The organism is Bradyrhizobium sp. NC92, from assembly GCF_025200865.1.
In the GTDB taxonomy this organism is placed as follows: Bacteria; Pseudomonadota; Alphaproteobacteria; order Rhizobiales; family Xanthobacteraceae; genus Bradyrhizobium.
The window spans coordinates 6,334,930-6,354,607 of record NZ_CP104171.1 but is presented as its reverse complement, the minus strand read 5'-3'; the positions used below and the strand labels follow the sequence as shown (position 1 = coordinate 6,354,607).

Annotated in this window: 17 protein-coding genes; 11 read left to right on the top strand and 6 right to left on the bottom strand. The window is 65.1% G+C overall.

Going from position 1 to position 19,678, the window contains the following annotated elements:
* Positions 1-128: 128 nt before the first annotated feature.
* The 3 genes from N2602_RS29915 to N2602_RS29905 all read left to right on the top strand — a co-directional run bounded on the left by N2602_RS29915 (position 129) and on the right by N2602_RS29905 (position 4,845).
* Positions 129-1,790 carry an electron transfer flavoprotein-ubiquinone oxidoreductase gene (locus tag N2602_RS29915; protein WP_260380304.1) on the top strand — a complete coding sequence of 554 codons (1,662 nt, stop codon included), beginning with the start codon at positions 129-131 and terminating at the stop codon, positions 1,788-1,790.
* A gap of 288 nt (positions 1,791-2,078) precedes the next feature.
* Entirely contained in the window at positions 2,079-3,875 is a 1,797-nt protein-coding gene (locus N2602_RS29910; RefSeq protein WP_212259089.1) for a tetratricopeptide repeat protein, read from the top strand.
* An 85-nt stretch (positions 3,876-3,960) separates the two neighbouring features.
* Positions 3,961-4,845, top strand: a complete 885-nt coding sequence (locus N2602_RS29905; protein WP_172787513.1) for a 4-(cytidine 5'-diphospho)-2-C-methyl-D-erythritol kinase — start codon at positions 3,961-3,963, stop codon at positions 4,843-4,845.
* 221 nt (positions 4,846-5,066) lie between these two features.
* On the opposite strand, the gene N2602_RS29900 is transcribed toward N2602_RS29905, so the two are convergent.
* From N2602_RS29900 to N2602_RS29880, 5 genes are all read right to left on the bottom strand, one after another.
* On the bottom strand, positions 5,067-5,945 hold the full coding sequence (locus N2602_RS29900; RefSeq protein WP_172787512.1) for an alpha/beta fold hydrolase: 879 nt from the start codon (positions 5,943-5,945) through the stop codon (positions 5,067-5,069).
* On the bottom strand, positions 5,938-6,570 hold the full coding sequence (locus tag N2602_RS29895; RefSeq protein WP_172787511.1) for a LysE family translocator: 633 nt from the start codon (positions 6,568-6,570) through the stop codon (positions 5,938-5,940). The genes N2602_RS29900 and N2602_RS29895 overlap by 8 nt, the downstream gene beginning before the upstream one ends.
* Positions 6,571-6,614: 44 nt before the next feature.
* On the bottom strand, positions 6,615-7,877 hold the full coding sequence (fabF, locus tag N2602_RS29890; RefSeq protein WP_260380303.1) for a beta-ketoacyl-ACP synthase II: 1,263 nt from the start codon (positions 7,875-7,877) through the stop codon (positions 6,615-6,617).
* A 1-nt stretch (position 7,878) separates the two neighbouring features.
* A complete protein-coding gene (locus tag N2602_RS29885) occupies positions 7,879-8,394 on the bottom strand; it encodes a helix-turn-helix domain-containing protein (protein WP_260380302.1) in 516 nt (171 codons plus the stop codon).
* 365 nt (positions 8,395-8,759) lie between these two features.
* Positions 8,760-9,767 (bottom strand): polyprenyl synthetase family protein, encoded by a 1,008-nt coding sequence (locus N2602_RS29880; RefSeq protein WP_260380301.1) that lies wholly within the window; start codon positions 9,765-9,767, stop codon positions 8,760-8,762.
* Positions 9,768-9,900: 133 nt separating this feature from the next.
* On the opposite strand from N2602_RS29880, the gene N2602_RS29875 reads away from it, so the two are divergent.
* The 6 genes from N2602_RS29875 to glyS all read left to right on the top strand — a co-directional run bounded on the left by N2602_RS29875 (position 9,901) and on the right by glyS (position 15,588).
* A complete protein-coding gene (locus N2602_RS29875; RefSeq protein WP_008562067.1) occupies positions 9,901-10,128 on the top strand; it encodes a DUF2007 domain-containing protein in 228 nt (75 codons plus the stop codon).
* Entirely contained in the window at positions 10,121-10,885 is a 765-nt protein-coding gene (locus tag N2602_RS29870; protein ID WP_260380300.1) for a tRNA1(Val) (adenine(37)-N6)-methyltransferase, read from the top strand. Before N2602_RS29875 ends, N2602_RS29870 begins: the two co-directional genes overlap by 8 nt.
* Positions 10,886-11,100: 215 nt before the next feature.
* The gene (locus N2602_RS29865) at positions 11,101-12,009 is read left to right on the top strand and encodes a S49 family peptidase (RefSeq protein ID WP_260380299.1); all 909 of its coding nucleotides are present in this window, start codon (positions 11,101-11,103) and stop codon (positions 12,007-12,009) included.
* Between the two features lie 104 nt (positions 12,010-12,113).
* Entirely contained in the window at positions 12,114-12,305 is a 192-nt protein-coding gene (locus N2602_RS29860) for a hypothetical protein (RefSeq protein WP_260380298.1), read from the top strand.
* 236 nt (positions 12,306-12,541) lie between these two features.
* Positions 12,542-13,480, top strand: a complete 939-nt coding sequence (locus N2602_RS29855) for a glycine--tRNA ligase subunit alpha (protein ID WP_172787505.1) — start codon at positions 12,542-12,544, stop codon at positions 13,478-13,480.
* Positions 13,480-15,588 (top strand): glycine--tRNA ligase subunit beta, encoded by a 2,109-nt coding sequence (glyS, locus tag N2602_RS29850; RefSeq protein WP_260380297.1) that lies wholly within the window; start codon positions 13,480-13,482, stop codon positions 15,586-15,588. The genes N2602_RS29855 and glyS overlap by 1 nt, the downstream gene beginning before the upstream one ends.
* Before the next feature lie 247 nt (positions 15,589-15,835).
* On the opposite strand, the gene N2602_RS29845 is transcribed toward glyS, so the two are convergent.
* The gene (locus tag N2602_RS29845) at positions 15,836-16,189 is read right to left on the bottom strand and encodes a DUF1236 domain-containing protein (RefSeq protein WP_172787503.1); all 354 of its coding nucleotides are present in this window, start codon (positions 16,187-16,189) and stop codon (positions 15,836-15,838) included.
* A gap of 222 nt (positions 16,190-16,411) precedes the next feature.
* Here N2602_RS29845 and N2602_RS29840 point away from each other — a divergent pair, with 222 nt between their 5' ends.
* Together N2602_RS29840 and ppdK are read left to right on the top strand one after the other, a co-directional pair.
* On the top strand, positions 16,412-16,567 hold the full coding sequence (locus N2602_RS29840; RefSeq protein ID WP_008562090.1) for a DUF3096 domain-containing protein: 156 nt from the start codon (positions 16,412-16,414) through the stop codon (positions 16,565-16,567).
* Between the two features lie 96 nt (positions 16,568-16,663).
* Positions 16,664-19,591, top strand: a complete 2,928-nt coding sequence (gene ppdK, locus N2602_RS29835) for a pyruvate, phosphate dikinase (protein WP_172787502.1) — start codon at positions 16,664-16,666, stop codon at positions 19,589-19,591.
* Positions 19,592-19,678 lie beyond the last annotated feature (87 nt).

Here is a 19,678-nt window from a genome sequence, read left to right as displayed (position 1 = left end):
TCTGACTTTTATATCACCTTGAGCGGCCTTGCATCCCGGCGGAACGCGATTCCGAGGTTGTCCTACCCGGAAAAATCGGAAACAAGGGGGCGCAAACGACCGAGGACCGTCTCAAGGGCTGAGATCAGATGAGCACCGAAGAACTTCCCCCGCGCGAATCCATGGAATTCGACGTCGTCATCGTCGGCGCCGGCCCGTCGGGTCTGGCGGCCGCGATCCGGCTGAAGCAGCTCAATGCTGATGTCAATGTGGTCGTGGTGGAGAAGGGCTCCGAGGTTGGTGCGCACATCCTCTCGGGCGCTGTGATTGATCCCGCGGGCCTCGACAAGCTGATCCCGGACTGGCGCGAGGATGCCGACTGCCCGCTGAAGACGCAGGTCAAGGACGACCGCTTCTACTGGATGACCGGCGGCGGCGCGATCAAGCTGCCGGCCTTCATCATGCCGCCGCTGATGCACAATCATCACTGCTACATCGGCTCGCTCGGCAATGTCTGCCGCTGGCTGGCGCGCAAGGCCGAGGCGCTCGGCGTCGAGATCTATCCGGGCTTTGCGGCGGCCGAAGTGCTCTACGACGAGGAGGGCAAGGTCAAGGGCATCGCCACCGGCGACATGGGCATCGGCCGCGACGGCAAGCCGAAGGATTCCTTCACCCGCGGCATGGAATTGCTCGGCAAGTACACGCTGTTCGCCGAAGGCGCCCGAGGCAGCCTGACCAAGCAGCTCATCAACAAATTCGCCCTCGACGCCAAGAGCGAGCCGCCGAAGTTCGGCATCGGCCTCAAGGAGGTCTGGCAGATCGATCCCGCCAAGCACCAGAAGGGCTTGATCCAGCATTCATTCGGCTGGCCGCTTGACCTCAAGACCGGTGGCGGCTCGTTCCTTTATCACTACGACGACAATCTCGTCGCGGTCGGCTTCGTCGTGCATCTGAACTACGACGATCCCTATCTATCGCCGTTCGACGAATTCCAGCGCTTCAAGACCCATCCCTCGATCCGCGGCACGTTCGAAGGCGCCAAGCGGCTCGCCTACGGCGCGCGTGCGATTACCGAGGGCGGCTATCAGTCGGTGCCGAAGCTGAGCTTCCCCGGCGGCGCGCTGATCGGCTGCGCGGCCGGCTTCGTCAACGTGCCGCGCATCAAGGGCGTGCACAATGCGATGGGCACCGGCATGCTGGCTGCCGAACATGTTGCGGCCGCGCTCGCCGCCGACCGCGCCAATGACGAGCTCGTCGAATACGAGAACGCCTGGCGCTCCTCATCGGTCGGCAAGGACCTGTTCGTGGTCCGCAACGTCAAGCCATTGTGGTCGAAATTCGGCACCGTGCTCGGCGTCGCGCTGGGCGGCTTCGACATGTGGTGCAATACGCTGTTCGGCGCCTCGCTGTTTGGCACGCAGTCGCACGTCAAGCCCGACCGCGCCACGCTCGATCCGGCCAAGAGCTACGCGCCCAGGACCTACCCGAAGCCCGACGGCAAGATCACGTTCGACAAGCTGTCCTCGGTGTTCCTGTCCAACACCAATCACGAGGAGGATCAGCCGATCCATCTGAAGGTCACCGACATGAACCTTCAGAAGACCTCCGAGCACGACGTCTACGCCGGTCCCTCGAATCGCTATTGCCCGGCTGGCGTCTATGAATGGATCGAGGAGGGCTCCGGTCCGCGCTTCCAGATCAACGCCCAGAACTGCGTCCACTGCAAGACCTGCGACGTGAAGGACCCCAACGGCAACATCACCTGGGTTCCCCCGGAAGGTGGTGGCGGCCCGAACTACGAGGCGATGTGAGGGCGCATCGCAAGGGTGCCTGGCGCACGTTACCGTGAGGACGAGGCTGCGGCGAGCCGCCGCGGCCACGATAAGGCCATAGTGGCGGCGTCTTGGGGCTGCTCCTGATCGAACTTGGCCGATTTGGGGGCGTGCGGAGGGGAGCGGCCGGTCCGAATCCTTGCGGCGAAGCGCCAAAAGCGGCATTGTCGGCCTGACGGTTCCGGGCCCGGATGTCACCGGCTGCGTTCGCTTGCGATACAGCCGTCTGCTGCAAACCCAGGCACCACCAACTCAAGGCGAGCCCTGATGTTTTCAAATCGTTTCAACCGCTGGACTGCTGCCGCCATCGCCCTCATGGGCACTGCGATCGCGACGGTCCCCGGCGCAGTCCTGGCGCAGACGCCGGATCATCCGGAGAACACGGCGGCGCAATTCCCGACGCGAAACGATCTGAAGTCGCTCACCGGCGCCGGCAGCTATCTCGCCGCCCGCCACGCCAGCGTCGAGCGCGACGCGGCATCGGCCGCAGCATTCTACCGTTCGGCGCTCCGCACCGATCCCAAGAACAACGAGCTGCTCGACCGTGCCTTCATCTCGTCGGTCGCCGACGGCGACATCGACGAGGCGGTCAAGCTCGCCGAGCGCATCCTCACCATCGACAAGACCAATCGCGTCGCGCGCCTCGTCGTCGGCGTGCATGATCTCAAGGTGAAGAAGTACGCGGCCGCGCAGACCAACATCAACCAGTCGATCCGCGGTCCCATCACCGATCTCGTCGCCACGCTGCTATCGGGCTGGGCCGCCTATGGTGCGGGCGATGCCAAGGGCGGTGTCGCCACCATCGACAAGCTGGCAGGTCCGGAATGGTACCCGCTGTTCAAGGACCTTCACACCGGCATGATCCTGGAGCTCTCCGGCAAGGAGAAGGACGCCGGCACCCGCTTCGAGCGCGCCTACAAGCTCGACGATTCCATGCTGCGCGTCACCGAGGCCTATGCGCGCTGGCTGTCGCGCAACAAGGATTCCGCCGCGGCCACCAATGTCTATCAGGCTTTCGACAAGAAGCTCGCACGCCATCCGCTGATCCAGGAAGGTCTGCGCGACACCAAGGCCGGCAAGAAGATGCCGCCGCTGGTCGATTCCGCGCAGGCTGGCGCTGCCGAAGCCCTCTACGGCATCGGCGCGACGCTGACCCGCCGCGGCGGCGAGGATCTGGCGCTGGTCTATCTCCAGCTCTCGCTCTACCTGCAGCCGAGCCATCCGCTGGCGCTGCTCTCGCTCGCCGATCTCTATGAATCGGTGAAGCGGCCGCAGATGGCCATCAAGGTCTATGAGCGCGTGCCCGCGAACTCGCCGCTCAAGCGCAACGCGCAGATCCAGCTCGCCATCGATCTCGATTCCGCCGACCGCACCGACGACGCGATCAAGATCCTCAAGGGCGTCACGACGGAGGATGCTAAGGACCTCGAAGCCATCATGGCGCTCGGCAATATCGAGCGCGGCCGCAAGCGCTTTGGCGAGTGCGGCGCGACCTATTCGAAAGGCATCGACGTGCTGCCGGCCGGCAACGACAAGGCCAACAGCGTCTGGTACTATTATCGCGGCATATGCGAGGAGCGCTCCAAGCAATGGGCCAAGGCCGAGGCCGACATGAAGAAGGCGCTGGAGCTGCAGCCCGACCAGCCGCACGTCCTCAACTATCTCGGTTATTCCTGGATCGACCAGGGCGTGAATCTCGACGAAGGCATGAAGATGATCAAGCGTGCCGTCGAGCAGCGTCCCGACGACGGCTACATCGTCGACTCCCTCGGCTGGGCCTATTACCGCATCGGCAATTACGAGGAGGCGGTGAAGAACCTCGAGCGCGCGATCGATCTCAAGCCCGAGGATCCCACCATCAACGACCATCTCGGCGATGCCTATTGGCGCGTCGGCCGCACGCTGGAGGCCAAATTCCAGTGGTCGCATGCGCGCGATCTCAAGCCCGAGCCGGAAGAGCTGCCGAAGATCGAGGCCAAGATCGCTGGTGGCCTTCCCGACGACAATTCGAACTCTTCTGCGGCGCAGGCCGAGAAGAAGAAGGACGACGGCAAGGGCGGTTAAGCTACGCGCATGATCCGGAAAAGTGTGTAGCGGTTTTCCGATAAGATCATGCGCAGACAAGTGAGTCTTTGGGGGCTGATCGCCAATGTCGGCGTTGATTGAAGAGGGGCGGGCGAAGGTCAATTTGAGCCTTCGCGTCGTCGGCCGTCGTGCCGATGGCTATCATGATCTCGAAAGCGTGGTCGCGTTCGCCGACTGCGCCGACCGGCTGATGCTGGAGCCGGGCGACGAGCTGAAGCTGACCACGACGGGGCCGCTGGCTGCCGCCTGCGGCGATACCGCCGACAATTTGGTGCTCAAGGCGGCCAAGCTGCTGGCCGAAGCCGTCCCTGGGCTGAAGCTGGGCGCCTTCGCGCTCGACAAGGTGCTCCCCGTTGCGGCCGGCATCGGCGGCGGCTCGGCGGATGCCGCGGCCGCGCTGCGGCTCCTGGCGCGTCTCAACGATCTGTCGCTCGACGATCCCCGCATTCAGAAGGTCGCGCTCGCGACCGGCGCCGACGTGCCGGTGTGCCTGCTCTCGCGCGCCTGCGACATGACCGGCGTCGGCGAGCAGCTGCTGCCGCTCGCGCTGCCGAGCATGCCCTGCGTCATGGTCAATCCGCGCGTGCCGGTTGCCACCAAGGACGTGTTCCAGGCGCTGGGCCTGCGCAACGGCGAACTCCGCGTTGGCGTCACCGACGTCATCCGCGCGCCGGCCTGGCCGGAGGAGGGCGGCTCGATTTCCGATTGGGTCGAGGTTCTCGACACCGTCGGCAACGACCTCGAGGCGCCTGCGCTGCGCATCGAGCCTGTGATCGGCGAGGTGCTGGAAGCCTTGCGCTCCTCCGCCAGCGTCAAGCTCGCCCGCATGTCCGGCTCCGGGGCGACGTGCTTTGCGATCTACGGCGCGCCTGCCGAGGCGCATGCCGCCGCTGAAAAGATCCGCCGCGATCACCCCGGCTGGTGGGTGCATGCGGGCACGTTGAGCTAGCTCTATCCGTCATTGCGAGCGCAGCGAAGCAATCCAGAATCCCTCCGCGGTGGCAGCCTGGATTGCTTCGCTACGCTCGCAATGACGTGGATGTAGCTGCGTGATGCGTGCACACTGCCGTAGGGTGGGCAAAGCGCAGCGTGCCCACCAATCCATTCGCGCAATCTGGATGCGTGGTGGGCACGGCGCCGTTGCGCCTTTGCCTACCCTACGGCAGCGAGCTAGTCGCCGCTTTCCTCAGCCAATCCCAGAAACCGCCGAATCTCGCCCAACACCTCTTGCGGCTTGTCGTGCTGCAGCCAGTGTCCCGCCCCGGCGATGGTCTTAACGCGCGCGTTCTGGAAATAGCGCTCCAGGCCCGCCGCTCTGGCGCCCGCCAGAAAGCTTTCGCCGGCATTGAGCAGCAATGTCGGGCACGTAATGCGCGACCATAGCTCGATGTGATCGTCGGGCCAGAGCCGGTGCGGCGCAGCGGCGCGCTGGTAGGGATCGAACTTCCAGCTATAGCTGCCGTCCTCGTTCTGCCGCGCGCCATGCATGGCGAGATCCAGCGCGAGGTCGCGGGCGAGGCGCCTGTTATGCAGCATCATCTGCGCGGCGGCGTCTTCGAGCGTCGCATAGCGGCGCGGTGTGCGGTCGTGCAGTCTGTCGAGCTGGCCGACCCATTTGCCGATGCGCTCATGGACCGGCGGCTTTGCTGCATCCGGCAACATGGTCACGCCGTCGAGGACGACGAGCTTGGTGACCCGTTCGGGGAATGCGCCCGAAAAGATCAGGCTCACCATGCCGCCCATCGAATGGCCGATCAGAGTGACCTGAGGCGCTGCGATGCTGCGAACCAGCTGCGCGAGATCGTAGACATATTCTGTCAGCGCGTAGCTGCCGCCTTTCGTCCAGTCGGAATCGCCATGACCACGCAGATCGGGCGCGACGACACGAAAATGCGGTTGCAGCGAGCGCGCGATGTGATCCCAGCTGCGGCAATGATCGCGACCGCCGTGGACCAGGATGGCGACCGGTGCGCCCTCGTTGCCCCAGTCGGCGTAATGCAGCCGCAGGCCGTGCGATTCATAGAAGCAGTCTTGCGGGGCGCTAGCCATTTGCCGGCCGCCGCGCCAGGGCGAGCGAGAGGCCGAGGCTCGCGATGAAAACGCCGGAGCCTTGCGTGAGGCGCCGCATCAGAAGCGGCCGTCCGATCAGCTGCGCGCGCGTCGCCGAGGCCATCAGCACTACCACGACATCGGCGAGCGTGTTCAACGCCACCGAGATCGCACCCAGCAGGATGAATTGCAGCGTCGGGTTCGATCCAGCGGGATCGAGAAACTGCGGAATGAAGGCGAGGAAGAACGCGGCAGTCTTCGGATTGAGCGCCTCGACCAGCACGCCGTCGCGGAACGCGCGCTTGTCACCGATGGGCTCGCTCCCAAGCGACAGGTTGCTGCCGGCGCTGCGAAACGTCTTGATGCCGAGCCAGACCAGATAGAGCGCGCCGACGAATTTCACGGCAGCAAACAGCTCCGCGCTGGCCAGGAGGATGGCGGAGATGCCGAGGCTGCCCGCGACCACATGGACCAATCCGCCCAGCGCCGTGCCCGCGGTCGAGGCAAAGCCGCTGGCACGCCCCTCCGACAAGGTTCGTGCCGCGACGTAAAAAATGCCGGGGCCTGGAATTGCGGCAATGAGGAGAGCTGCGGCCAGGAACAGCCCAAAATTCGTTTCGATCATCCCGTTTTCGTAGCGGAGCGGGCGGCGATTGCAATACCTCTCGTTCAGCCCATCCGGCGGAAGATCACGCTGGCATTCACCCCGCCGAAGCCGAAGCCGTTGGAGATGGCATGCCGCATCGGCATCGGCCGCGCGCTACCTGCGACGATGTCGATGCCGTCAGCGCCCGCATCGGGGTTTTCGAGATTGAGCGTGGGCGGCGCGATCTGGTCGCGCAGCGCGAGCACGGTGAAGATCGCTTCCAGCCCGCCGGCGGCGCCGAGCAGGTGACCCGTTGCCGACTTGGTCGCGCTCACGGCAATGCCGCGGTTGCGGCCGAACAGCGCGCCGATCGCGCCAAGCTCGCTCTCGTCGCCGGCCGGTGTCGAGGTCGCATGCGCGTTGAGGTGCTGCACATCGGCAGGCGCAAGCTTGGCCTGCCGGAGTGCGATCTCCATGGCGCGGCGCGCACCGTCGCCATCCGGCGGCCCCGACGTCATGTGATAGGCGTCCGCGGTCGTGCCGTAGCCGACGATCTCGGCGATCGGGGTGGCGCCGCGGGCCTGCGCATGCTCCAGCGCCTCGATCACCAGGATGCCGGCGCCTTCGCCCATGACGAAACCGTCGCGGTTGCGATCGAACGGACGCGAGGCGCGCGCGGGCTCGTCGTTGAAGCCGCTCGACAGTGCACGCGCCGCCGCAAAGCCGCCGAGGCTGACGATGTCGATGCAGGCCTCCGCGCCGCCGCAGATCGCAACGTCTGCTTCGCCTGATCGGATCATGCGCGCGGCATCGCCGATCGCCTGCACGCCGGCGGCGCAGGCCGTGACGGGCGTGCCCAGCGCGCCCTTGTAGCCGTATTTGATCGAAACGTGGCCGGCGGCGAGATTGGCGAGGAACGAAGGGATCGTGAACGGCGACAGCCGGCGCGCGCCGCGCTGCTCGGTGATGCGCACCGCCTCCGCCATGGCCGGAAAGCCGCCGACGCCGGATGCGATGATCGTCGCGGTGCGTTCCAGCGCGCCTGCATCCTGCGGCGTCCATTTGGACTGCGCGACGGCTTCCGCCGTGGCGAGCAGCGCAAACAGGATGAAGCGGTCCATCTTGCGCTGATCCTTGGGCGCGGCGGCGTGCGCCGGATCAAAACCGCCTTCGGCATCATCGGCCTTGTCGGGCACGAGACCTGCGATGCGCGCCGGCAGCGCCTTTGCCCATTCCGGCAACGGGCGCAATCCGCTTTGGCCGGCGAGCAGCCGGCGCCAGGCCAGTTCGACACCGCAGCCGAGCGGCGACACCGCGCCGATTCCCGTCACGACGATACGACGCATGTCAGTCTCCGGCCGGCGCGACGGCCGGGTTCATGGCTTTGAGCGAAGCGAGCCGCGCGCGCATGCCGCGACTGGCGCGGGGACCCGCGACGACGACCGCATTGGCGAGCGTGATCGGGCGCTTGTCGACGGCATCGACCACGACCGGCTCGAACGGGCGGACGTCGCCCCGGTTCGCCAGCAGAATGGATGCGCCCTTCGGCGCGAGATGCTTGTTGCCCCAGGCCAGCAGCGTAGCGATCACGGGGAAGAAATCCCGCGCCCTGTCCGTCAGCACATATTCGTAGCGCGGCGGGCGCTCCTGATAGCGGCGACGCACGAACATGCCGCTTTCGGTCAGATGCGCAAGCCGCCGCGACAGGATGTTCGGCGCAATGCCGAGGCTTTGCGAGAACTCGTCGAACTTCGTCGCACCCTGAAACGCATCGCGCAGAATCAGGATGCTCCACCATTCGCCGACCGTCTCCACCGCGCGGCCGACCGGGCATTCCAGCATGGAAGGGGATTTGGGCTGCATGGCGGGGAAGGTAGGGCAGTCACTTGCAAAATGCAAGTAACTGGTGGGCGACGCATGTGGAGCGAATGAGAATAAAGCGCAGTTTGCTGAACAGACGCTCGCGTGCCCCGGACGCAGCGCAGCGCCCCTTGGCTCTGCGCAGCAGCGTTTCACGCTGCAGCGCGTCCGGGACATGAGAGCGAGCGGTGCCGGTGGCGCCAGACCTCGTCATTGCGAGCGCAGCGAAGCAATCCAGGTCGTCTCCGCGGCGGGATTCTGGATTGCTTCGCTGCGCTCGCAATGACGCTGTGGAAGCAGCGCGCACTCATCCGTCACCGTCACCCTGAGGTGCCGGAGCGTAGCTGAGGCCACGAAGGGCGTCAGGCCTAATGCGACCGTGCCAAGCAAAACGCCACGACCTGCTCCAGCGCGCTCTTCATCGGCGAGGGCGGGAACAGCGCCAGCGCATCCACGGCCATGGCGCCGTAGTGCTGGGCGCGGCTCAGCGTATCCTCGAGCGCGCGGTGCTTGTTCATCAGGCCGAGGGCGTGATCGAGATCGGAATCGCCGATCTCGCCGCGCTCCAGCGCCCGGATCCAGAAGGCGCGCTCGGTGTCGTTGCCGCGGCGGAAGGCGAGCACGACGGGCAGCGTGATCTTGCCTTCGCGGAAATCGTCGCCGGTGTTCTTGCCGAGCTTGGCGCTCTTGCCGCCATAGTCGAGCACGTCGTCGACGAGCTGGAAGGCGATGCCGAGATTCATGCCGACCGAGCGGCACGCGGTCTGCTCCGCCTTCGGACGGTTGGCGATGACCGGGCCGACCTCGCAGGCGGCGGCGAACAATTCGGCCGTCTTGCCGCGGATCACGGCGAGATATTCGTCCTCGGTGGTCGCGGTGTTCTTGGCAGCCGCGAGCTGCATAACCTCGCCCTCGGCGATGGTGGCGGCGGCCGCGGAGAGGATGTCGAGCGCACGTAGCGAGCCGACCTCGACCATCATGCGGAAGGCCTGGCCCAGCAGGAAGTCGCCGACCAGCACGCTCGCCTCATTGCCCCAAAGCATGCGCGCCGACAGCTTGCCGCGGCGCATCTCGCTCTCGTCGACGACGTCGTCGTGCAGGAGCGTCGCGGTATGCATGAACTCGACGGAGGCAGCTAACTTGATATGGCCATCGCCGTTGTAGCCGGCGAGGTTGGCCATGGCGAGCGTCAGCATCGGCCGCAGGCGTTTTCCCCCGGAGGAGATCAGGTGGTTGGCCACTTCCGGGATCATGGTTACGTCGGAGCCAGTCCGCGACAGGATCGTGGCATTGACGCGCTCCATATCGGGGGCGACAAGGGCAACCAGCTCTTCGCTCGACGCGCCGGGAGTTTCGAAAGGTACGATGACGGCCACGCCGGTCTCCAATATTTGCCCCGGAAGGGCTATTCTGATGGAAATACAATAGAAACTGGCGGCGAATGCGGCAAGGCCCGCGGAACCATTGACATTTCCCGCGTTAGCCACTTTCAGGCAGGAGATCTGCGTTTTGCGTGAACTGGTTCGGACCAACGATATGGTGCTGGTGTCGGCGATCGGCGCGCTGCTCGACGGCGCCAACATCCACCATCTGGTGCTCGACCAGAACATGAGCATCATCGAAGGCTCCCTCGGCATATTGCCGCGGCGGATCCTGGTTCATGAGGACGACGCCGAGGAGGCCAGGGCGCTCCTCACCGAGGCCGGCCTCAGCCACGAATTGCGCGGCGATGATTGAGGCCGCGGATATTACCGAGGACGCCTTTCTCGGCGGGCAGTTGCGCTTGATGCAGAAGCGGTCGGGCCATCGCGCCGGGCACGACGCCGTCCTGCTCGCAGCGGCGATTGACGCTAAGGCGGGGGACCGCGTGGTCGACTTTGGCGCCGGCATCGGCACGGCGGGGCTTGCGCTTGCGCGGCGCGTCGCGGGGATCAGGCTCAGCCTGGTCGAGATCGATCCGGAACTGGCGGAGCTCGCGCGGGCCAACGCCGCGGCGAACGCGATCGCCGCCGAGGTCATCGTGCTCGACGTCACCGCCGATGCGCAGGCGTTTGCAGCGAACGGACTTCTGCCCGACAGCGCCGACGCCGTGCTGATGAACCCGCCCTTCAACGACCCCGCACGCCATCGCGGCTCACCGGATCAGGCGCGCCACATTGCGCATGTGGCGACAGAGGAGACGCTGCATGCGTGGGTGCATGCAGCCCGGCGTATTCTCCGATCGAGCGGCGTGCTGACTCTGATCTGGCGCGCGGACGGACTCGGCGACGTCATGGCAGCGCTGTCACGCGGCTTCGGCAGCCTTGCGATTCTACCGGTTCATGGCGAAGCGGGAAAGCCCGCGATCCGCGTGCTGGTGCGCGCAGTCAAAGGCGGCCGGGCACCGACGCGATTGCTGCCCGGGCTCATGCTTAACGAGGAGTCAAACGTGCCTAAAAAAGAGGTGCGGGATATTCTGGAGGGGAGGGCGGCGTTGCCGCTGGCGGAGCCGTGACGGCTTACTGCGGCAGCGATTCCGTCTGCTGCTCTTGCGGGGACGTAAAGCGAATCGCCGTGAAAAGCGCACCGATCAGCAGCAACAGCAGATAGATCTTCATGGCGTTTCCTCCGCTGCCTATTGCAGCTTCCCAACGGGGATTCTGCAAAACACGTTCCAGGCACTTTCAATGACACTCGCGTGATAAGAAATGGTTAATCAGAGGTAAGGCCATGGACGAACAATTGAACGATCGTGAGAGTTCCGGCCTGGCCGACAAGCTCATGCAATATCTGCCGGCGCGCTTTCGTCCCGGCACGGCGGTCGTGCCGGTGGTGCGGCTGTCGGGTGTAATCGGTGCGGTGACGCCGCTGCGTCCGGGCCTGACGCTTGCCGGCGTCGCGCGGGTGCTCGAGCGCGCGTTTTCCTATCGTCACGCCAAGGCGGTGGCGCTGGTGATCAACTCGCCCGGCGGCTCGCCGGTGCAGTCGCGCCAGATCTTCTTGCGCATCAAGCAGCTTGCCGCGGAGAAGAAGCTGCCGGTGCTCGTGTTCGTCGAGGACGTCGCGGCCTCCGGCGGCTACATGATCGCCTGCGCCGGCGACGAGATCATCTGCGATCCCTCGTCGATCCTCGGCTCGATCGGCGTGGTCGGCGGCAGTTTCGGCTTTCAGGAGGCGATCAGGCGGCTCGGCATCGAGCGGCGCCTCTACACGTCAGGCGAGCACAAGGCGATGCTCGACCCGTTCCTTCCGGAAAACCCCGATGACGTCATGCGACTGAAGGCGATCCAGCGCGAGATCCACCAGATCTTCATCTCGCTGGTCAAGGAGAGCCGCGGCGCCCGGCTGAAGGGAGCCGACGACACGCTGTTCACGGGCGAATACTGGGCGGGCGAAAGCGCGATCGCGCTAGGGCTCGCCGACAGCATCGGCGATCTCCGCTCAACTCTTCGTGCCCGCTACGGCGAGAAGGTTCTCACCCCCGTGATCGCGCAGCCGACCGGGCTGCTCTCCGGCTTTTTGGGCCGGAAATCGCCCGGCGCGGGGCAGCTTTCGGCCCTGGAATCAATATCCGGCCTGCCGGACGAGCTGATCTCGGCGGTCGAAACGCGGGCGATTTGGGCGAAATTCGGGTTCTAGGGCTCGCGCTCCCGCGCCATTTCGCCCGGACGGCACCAATTGCGGCGCAGGTCCATCTGCGCAACAATGCGTGTGGGGGCTGAGCATGAGACGAGGATCGACCGATGCCGCCGTTCGTCGCTTTCGCGGGCGTCCTGGGCGGGCTTGCCGTGGTCCGCTGGGCCTACAAGACCGCTGTCCGGATCAACCAGGAACTGGAGGAGATGCGCCTGTCGCGCGTCGCTGAAGCCCCCCGCATGGGGGATATCCAGACGCTGAAGCGTGACCCCGTAACCGGAGCTTACCGGCCGGGCTAGGCGCTTTCTCCCCACGCACAGGTGCGCTCCCTCTCCCGCTTGCGGGGGAGGGCTGGGGAGGGGGCTCTCTCCACAGGCGAGAACCCCCCAGAGGACAGAACCCTCTCCCGGCGCTTCGCGCCGACCTCTCCCGCAAGCGGGAGAGGTAAGAAGGCCCCCCTTCGCCTTGATTCCCATCCCCGCCGTCGATACGGTCCCGCGCGATTCAAAACCCCCCGCGAGAGCCCGATCTGACGATGGACGCCTCATTGCCCGCCCATATGCGCCCGGAACGCTCGTTCCAGGGCTTCATCCTCGCGCTCCAGCGGTTCTGGGCCGAGCAGGGCTGCGTGATCCTGCAGCCCTACGACATGGAAATGGGCGCGGGCACCTTCCATCCGGCGACCACGCTGCGCGCGCTCGGGCCAAAGCCCTGGAACGCCGCCTATGTGCAGCCCTCGCGCCGGCCCAAGGACGGCCGCTATGGCGAGAATCCGAACCGGATGCAGCACTATTACCAGTTCCAGGTGATCATGAAGCCGTCGCCGCCGAACCTTCAGGAGTTGTACCTGAAGTCGCTCGCCGCGATCGGCATCGATTCCGCCGTGCACGACATCCGCTTCGTCGAGGACGATTGGGAGAGCCCGACCTTGGGCGCCTGGGGCCTCGGTTGGGAGTGCTGGTGCGACGGCATGGAAGTCAGCCAGTTCACTTACTTTCAGCAGGTCGCGGGCTTCGAATGCGCGCCGGTCGCGGGCGAGCTCACCTACGGGCTCGAGCGCCTCGCGATGTATGTGCAGGGCGTCGACCGCGTCTACGACCTCAACTTCAACGGCCGCGAGGGCGATGCCAAGGTCACCTATGGCGACGTGTTCCTGCAGGCCGAGCAGGAATATTCCCGGCACAACTTTGAATACGCCGACACCGCGATGCTGTTCGAGCAGTTCAAAATGGCCGAGGCGGCCTGCCGGAAATATCTCGATGCCGGCTGGCGCGACGGCGGCAACAAGAAGCAGCATCTGATGGCGCTGCCGGCCTACGACCAGTGCATCAAGGCGAGCCACGTCTTCAACCTGCTCGACGCCCGCGGCGTGATCTCGGTGACCGAGCGGCAGAGCTACATTCTGCGCGTCCGCGAGCTGGCCAAGGCTTGCGGCGAGGCCTGGATCCACACTGAAGCGGGCGGAGCGGCCTGATGCCCGAACTTTTGCTTGAGCTGTTCTCGGAAGAAATCCCCGCGCGCATGCAAGGAAAGGCGGCCGACGATCTCCGCCGCATGGTCACCGACAAGCTGGTTGCCGAAGGCCTGGTCTACGAGGGCGCGAAGGCGTTTGCGACGCCGCGGCGCCTTGCGCTCACCGTGCACGGCATCCCTGCGCGCCAGCCTGATCTGAAGACCGAGCGGCGCGGCCCCAAAGTCGGCGCGCCCGAGGCAGCCGTGCAGGGCTTCCTCAAAGCGACGGGATTAAAGTCGCTGGAGGAAGCAAAAATCCAGCGCGACCCCAAGGGTGATTTCTACATCGGCTTGATCGAGAAGCCCGGCCGCGACGCGATCGACGTGCTCGCGGAAATCCTGCCCGTCATCATCCGCACCTTTCCCTGGCCGAAATCGATGCGCTGGGGCGCGCGCTCGGGCAAACCCGGCTCGCTGAACTGGGTGCGTCCGCTGCACGCGATCACCGCGACCTTCGGCCTCGAGACCGAAGAGCCCGATGTCGTGAAGTTCGAGGTCGACGGCGTCGAGAGCGGCCAGACCACCTACGGCCACCGCTTCCTCGCGCCGGCGCCAATTCAGGTGCGCCGTTTCGAGGATTATGAAGCAAAGCTGCTTGCCGCCAAGGTCGTGCTCGATCCCGAGCGCCGCAAGGACGCCATCCTCACCGACGCCAAGCAGCTTGCCTTCGCGCAAGGTTTTGAGCTGGTCGAGGACCAGAACCTGCTCGACGAGGTCGCGGGCCTCGTCGAATGGCCGGTCGTGCTGATGGGCTCGTTCGAACCGGAATTCTTGAAGACCCCCGACGAAGTCATCCGCGCCACCATCCGCAACAACCAGAAGTGCTTCGTGGTGCGCGACCCCAAGACGGGCAAGCTCGCCAGCAAGTTCATCCTGGTCGCCAATATCGAGGCGACTGACGGTGGCGCGACCATCATCGCCGGCAACGAGCGCGTCATCCGCGCGCGGTTGAGTGATGCGAAGTTCTTCTATGAGACGGACCTCAAGACCAAGCTCGAGGACCGGCTGCCGAAGTTCGAGCAGATCGTGTTCCATGCGAAACTGGGCACGCAGGCCGCGCGCATCGGTCGCATAGAGCGGCTAGCTGAGTACATGGCGACGTTGGTGGGGGCGGACGCTGTGAAAGCGAAGCGCGCCGCGCATCTGGCCAAAGCGGACCTGCTGACAGAAGTCGTCGGCGAGTTCCCGGAATTGCAAGGTCTTATGGGCAAGTATTATGCCTTGGCTCAAGACGAGGATGCTTCGGTCGCCACTGCATGCGAAGAGCACTACAAGCCACAAGGACCGACTGACCGGGTGCCGAGCGATCCGGTGAGCGTTGCCGTCGCACTGGCGGACAAGGTTGATACCTTGGTGGGTTTCTGGGCGATTGATGAAAAGCCCACGGGAAGCAAAGACCCGTACGCTTTGCGCCGAGCTGCACTTGGCGTGATTAGAATTGCTCTCGATCGTGGATTTGATTTCTATCCGCGTCATTTCCTTGAAAAGCACATTAGGGAAATACGTCCGAGTCTCTCCGCTGTCGAAATCTCGGACATTGGCGATTCATTCCGAGTGTTCTTCGAGGATCGTTTAACCGTTCAGTTGCGCGAAGACGGGGCCCGGCACGATTTGGTCGCTGCTGTTCTCGACCTGGGCGGACGAGAGGTTGGGCTTCTGTCTGTCGTTCGTCGTGTCGAGGCCTTAGGAAAATTTCTCGAAACGAGCGATGGCAAGAATCTCCTCGCTGGGACGAAACGCGCTGAGAATATCTTGCGTATCGAAGAGAAGAAGGACGGAAAAATCTATTACGATGATCCCGATCCAAATCTCTATGCGTTGAGCGAAGAAAGAGATCTGGCCGCGGCGATCGACGAAATAGCACCTCAAGCGCGTGATGCTGTATTTCGGGATGACTATGTGAGCGCGATGAGCGCGATGGCAAAGCTGCGTCCGCCGGTGGATGCCTTCTTCGACAAGGTGCGCGTCAACGATGACGATCCGAAGGTGCGCGAGAACCGCCTGAAGCTCCTCAACGAGATCCGCAGCGCCACGCGTGCGGTGGCGGATTTCTCGAAGATCCAGGATTGAGACGCGGCCGCGCCGCAAACACCGCTGTCATTCCGGGGCGCGCGGAGCGCGAGCCCGGAATCCACCGTGCCGCGCATTATGCTGACAAATGGATTCCGGGCTCGCGCCAAGTGGCGCGCCCCGGAATGACAGAACAAAAAAGCCCCGCCCGGCGGGGGGAGGACCGGGCGGGGCCTGATGTCCGATCTAACACTGCTCGCGCCAGCCTGATGTGACGCGCCGGACATCGAACGGAGCGGCAGCGTTATTAGTCCAGCACCTCGACGATGCGGCGCGAGCGCGGCTCGACCAGCACGGTTTCGCCGTTCACGACGGTGTAGCGATAGGTCGTGGCGCCGAAACGTTGCGGCACGTCATAATAAGTGACGCCTGCCTCGGGTAAGGTGGTGCCGACCACCACGCGATCCGGAATGCGAAAGGCCGGCACACGTTGCTCGACGACATATTCGCGGAAGGCCGGCCGCTGTTCGACCGCAATCGTCGGCGCGCTGTCGACCACGGCGGGCGCGCGTCCGATCGTGACATCGCTTTGCGCCTGCGCGGCAAGGGGCGCACTTGTCGCGGCCGCGAGCGCTGCGAGAGCAAGAATCCTGTTCCGCATGGACAACTCCTTCGACGTGATTCTTCGGACGCGCCAGCGGCGCGACCGGTTGCCAATGCGTTGCCCGCCGCCAATGTTCCGGGAAAAGGCCTGCCGCATTCGCGGCAATTTCGGGCAGTTTTCGTGAGGCCGGAACTCGCAGCAGCCCTTGCGCATCTCTACTCCCGGAACCCAGCCGGTTATGATCCGCGCGATTCGCCTCACCTCACAGAAAGATAGTTCATGCACATCACCGTCGCCCACATTTCGCCGATCCTGTCGTTGATTGCGGGCGTGCTCATCCTGATCATGCCGCGGCTTCTCAACCTCATCGTCGCGATCTTCCTCATCGTCAACGGCGCGATCGGGCTCGGGCTCCTGAAGTGGCTCCGCTTCTAGGCGTTCACTTTTCGGAACTGTCCGTCTTGCGCGGGCCCGCCCAAAGTGGTGTAAGGCCCGCGATTTCCCATTCCTCTCGAAGGTTGTGTGCAAGCTATGGCCAAAGCCGCCTCGAAGCCCAAGAAAATCCCAGCGAAATCAAAGCCCTCCGCCGCCGCGAAGGCAGCGCCGCCAGCCCGCAAGGCGCTGGCCAAGAGCGCGCCGAAGCCGGTCGCCAAAGCCGCTGCCAAGCCCACCGCAAAGCCTGCGGTGAAGGCGGTCACCAAGGCCGCTCCGCCGAAGGTCGCCGCGAAGCCCGCGCCGAAGAAGGCTGCGCCTCCCAAGGCGGCGCCGGCAGCGGCCAAGGCCGGCAAATGGGTGTTCACGTTCGGTGACGGCAAGGCCGAGGGCCGCTCGGAGATGCGCGACCTGCTCGGCGGCAAGGGCGCCAACCTCGCCGAGATGGCCAATCTCGGCCTGCCGGTGCCTCCCGGCTTCACCATCCCGACCTCGGTCTGCACCTATTTCTACGATCACGACAAGACCTACCCGAAGGAGCTGAAGCCGCAGGTTGAGAAGGCGCTGGAGTATGTCGGCAAGTTGACCGGCAAGGTGTTCGGCGACACCAAGAACCCGCTGCTCGTCTCGGTGCGCTCCGGCGCGCGCGCCTCGATGCCGGGCATGATGGACACCGTGCTCAATCTCGGCCTCAACGACCAGACCGTGGAAGCGCTGGCCGAGCTGTCGGGCGACCGCCGCTTCGCCTATGACAGCTATCGCCGCTTCATCACGATGTATTCCGACGTGGTGCTCGGCTTCGAGCATCATCACTTCGAGGAAATCCTCGACACCTTCAAGGACAGCCAGGGTTACACGCTCGACACCGATCTCTCCGCCGAGGACTGGGTCGAGCTGGTCGGCAAATACAAGGATGCGGTCGCACGCGAGACCGGCAAGGAATTCCCACAGGATCCGCACGACCAGCTCTGGGGCGCGATCGGCGCGGTGTTCTCATCCTGGATGAACGCGCGCGCGGTGACCTACCGCAAGCTGCACGACATTCCGGAATCCTGGGGCACCGCGGTCAACGTGCAGGCCATGGTGTTCGGCAACATGGGCGAAACCTCGGCCACCGGCGTTGCCTTCACCCGCAACCCCTCGACCGGCGAGAGCAAGCTCTACGGCGAGTTCCTGATCAACGCGCAGGGCGAGGACGTGGTGGCGGGCATCCGCACACCGCAGGACATCACCGAGGAGGCGCGCAAGGAGTCCGGCTCCGACAAGGCGTCGATGGAAGCGGCGATGCCGGAAGCGTTCAAGGAGCTGACGCGGATCTACACGCTGCTCGAGAAGCACTACCGCGACATGCAGGACATGGAGTTCACGGTCGAGCAGGGCAAGCTCTGGATGCTCCAGACCCGCGGCGGCAAGCGCACCGCCAAGGCGGCGCTGCGCATCGCGGTCGAGCTCGCCAATGAGGGACTGATCTCGAAGAAGGAAGCGGTGACGCGGATCGATCCGGCCTCGCTCGATCAGCTGCTGCATCCGACCATCGATCCCAACGCCAAGCGCGACGTGATCGCTACCGGCCTGCCGGCTTCGCCGGGCGCGGCCTCCGGCGAGATCGTGTTCTCCTCGGACGAGGCGGCCAAGCTCCAGGGTGACGGACGCAAGGTGATCCTGGTCCGCATCGAGACCAGCCCGGAAGACATCCACGGCATGCACGCCGCCGAAGGCATTTTGACCACCCGCGGCGGCATGACCTCGCACGCGGCGGTGGTCGCGCGCGGCATGGGCAAGCCCTGCGTCTCCGGCTGCGGCACCATCCGCGTCGATTATGGCCGCGGTACCATGAGCATCGGCTCGCGCACCTTCAAGACCGGCGACGTCATCACCATCGACGGCTCGCTCGGCCAGGTGCTCGCCGGCCGCATGCCGATGATCGAGCCGGAGCTCTCCGGCGAGTTTGGCACGCTGATGAACTGGGCCGACCAGGTCCGCAAGATCGGCGTCCGCGTCAACGGCGACACGCCTGACGACGCCCGCACCGCGATCAAGTTCGGCGCCGAAGGCATCGGCCTCTGCCGCACCGAGCACATGTTCTTCGAGGAGACGCGCATCCGCACGGTACGCGAGATGATCCTCTCCGAGGACGAGCAGTCGCGCCGCGCCGCGCTCGCAAAACTGCTGCCGATGCAGCGCGCCGACTTCGTCGAGCTGTTCGAGATCATGAAGGGCCTGCCCGTCACGATCCGTCTGCTCGACCCGCCGCTGCACGAGTTCCTGCCGCACACCCATGCCGAGGTCGAGGAAGTGGCGCGCGCCATGAACACCGACCCGCGGCGCCTCGCCGACCGTGCCCGCGAGCTCTCGGAGTTCAACCCGATGCTCGGCTTCCGCGGCTGCCGCATCGCGATCGCCTATCCCGAGATCGCCGAGATGCAGGCCCGCGCGATCTTCGAGGCGGCGGTCGAGGCGCAGAAGCGCACCGGCAAGGCCGTCGGCCTGGAGGTGATGGTGCCGCTGATCGCGACCAAGACCGAGCTCGATCTGGTCAAGGCGCGGATCGATGCCACCGCACAGGCCGTGATGCGCGAGACCAACACCAAGCTGTCCTATCAGGTCGGCACGATGATCGAGCTGCCGCGCGCCTGCCTGCTCGCGGGCGAGATCGCGCAGTCGGCCGAGTTCTTCTCGTTCGGCACCAACGACCTGACGCAGACGACCTACGGCATCAGCCGCGACGACGCGGCGAGCTTCCTCGGTCCCTACGTCGCGAAGGGCATCCTCTCGGTCGATCCCTTCATCTCGCTGGATCAGGAAGGCGTCGGCGAGCTGGTCAAGATCGGCGTCGCCCGCGGCCGCAAGACCCGCGCCTCGCTCAAGGTCGGCATCTGCGGCGAGCACGGCGGCGATCCCGCCTCCGTCGCCTTCTGCCACCATATCGGTCTCGACTACGTCTCCTGCTCGCCCTACCGCGTGCCGATCGCGCGGCTTGCAGCGGCGCAGGCCGCGCTCGGCAAGGCGATCGCGAGCCAGGCGTAAGCCAAAGCGCAGATATGAGTTTGAGAGAGGCGGGGCCCAGCCCCGCCTCTTTCGTTTCAGACTCCTCGCAAAGACGGGTGCGGCGCG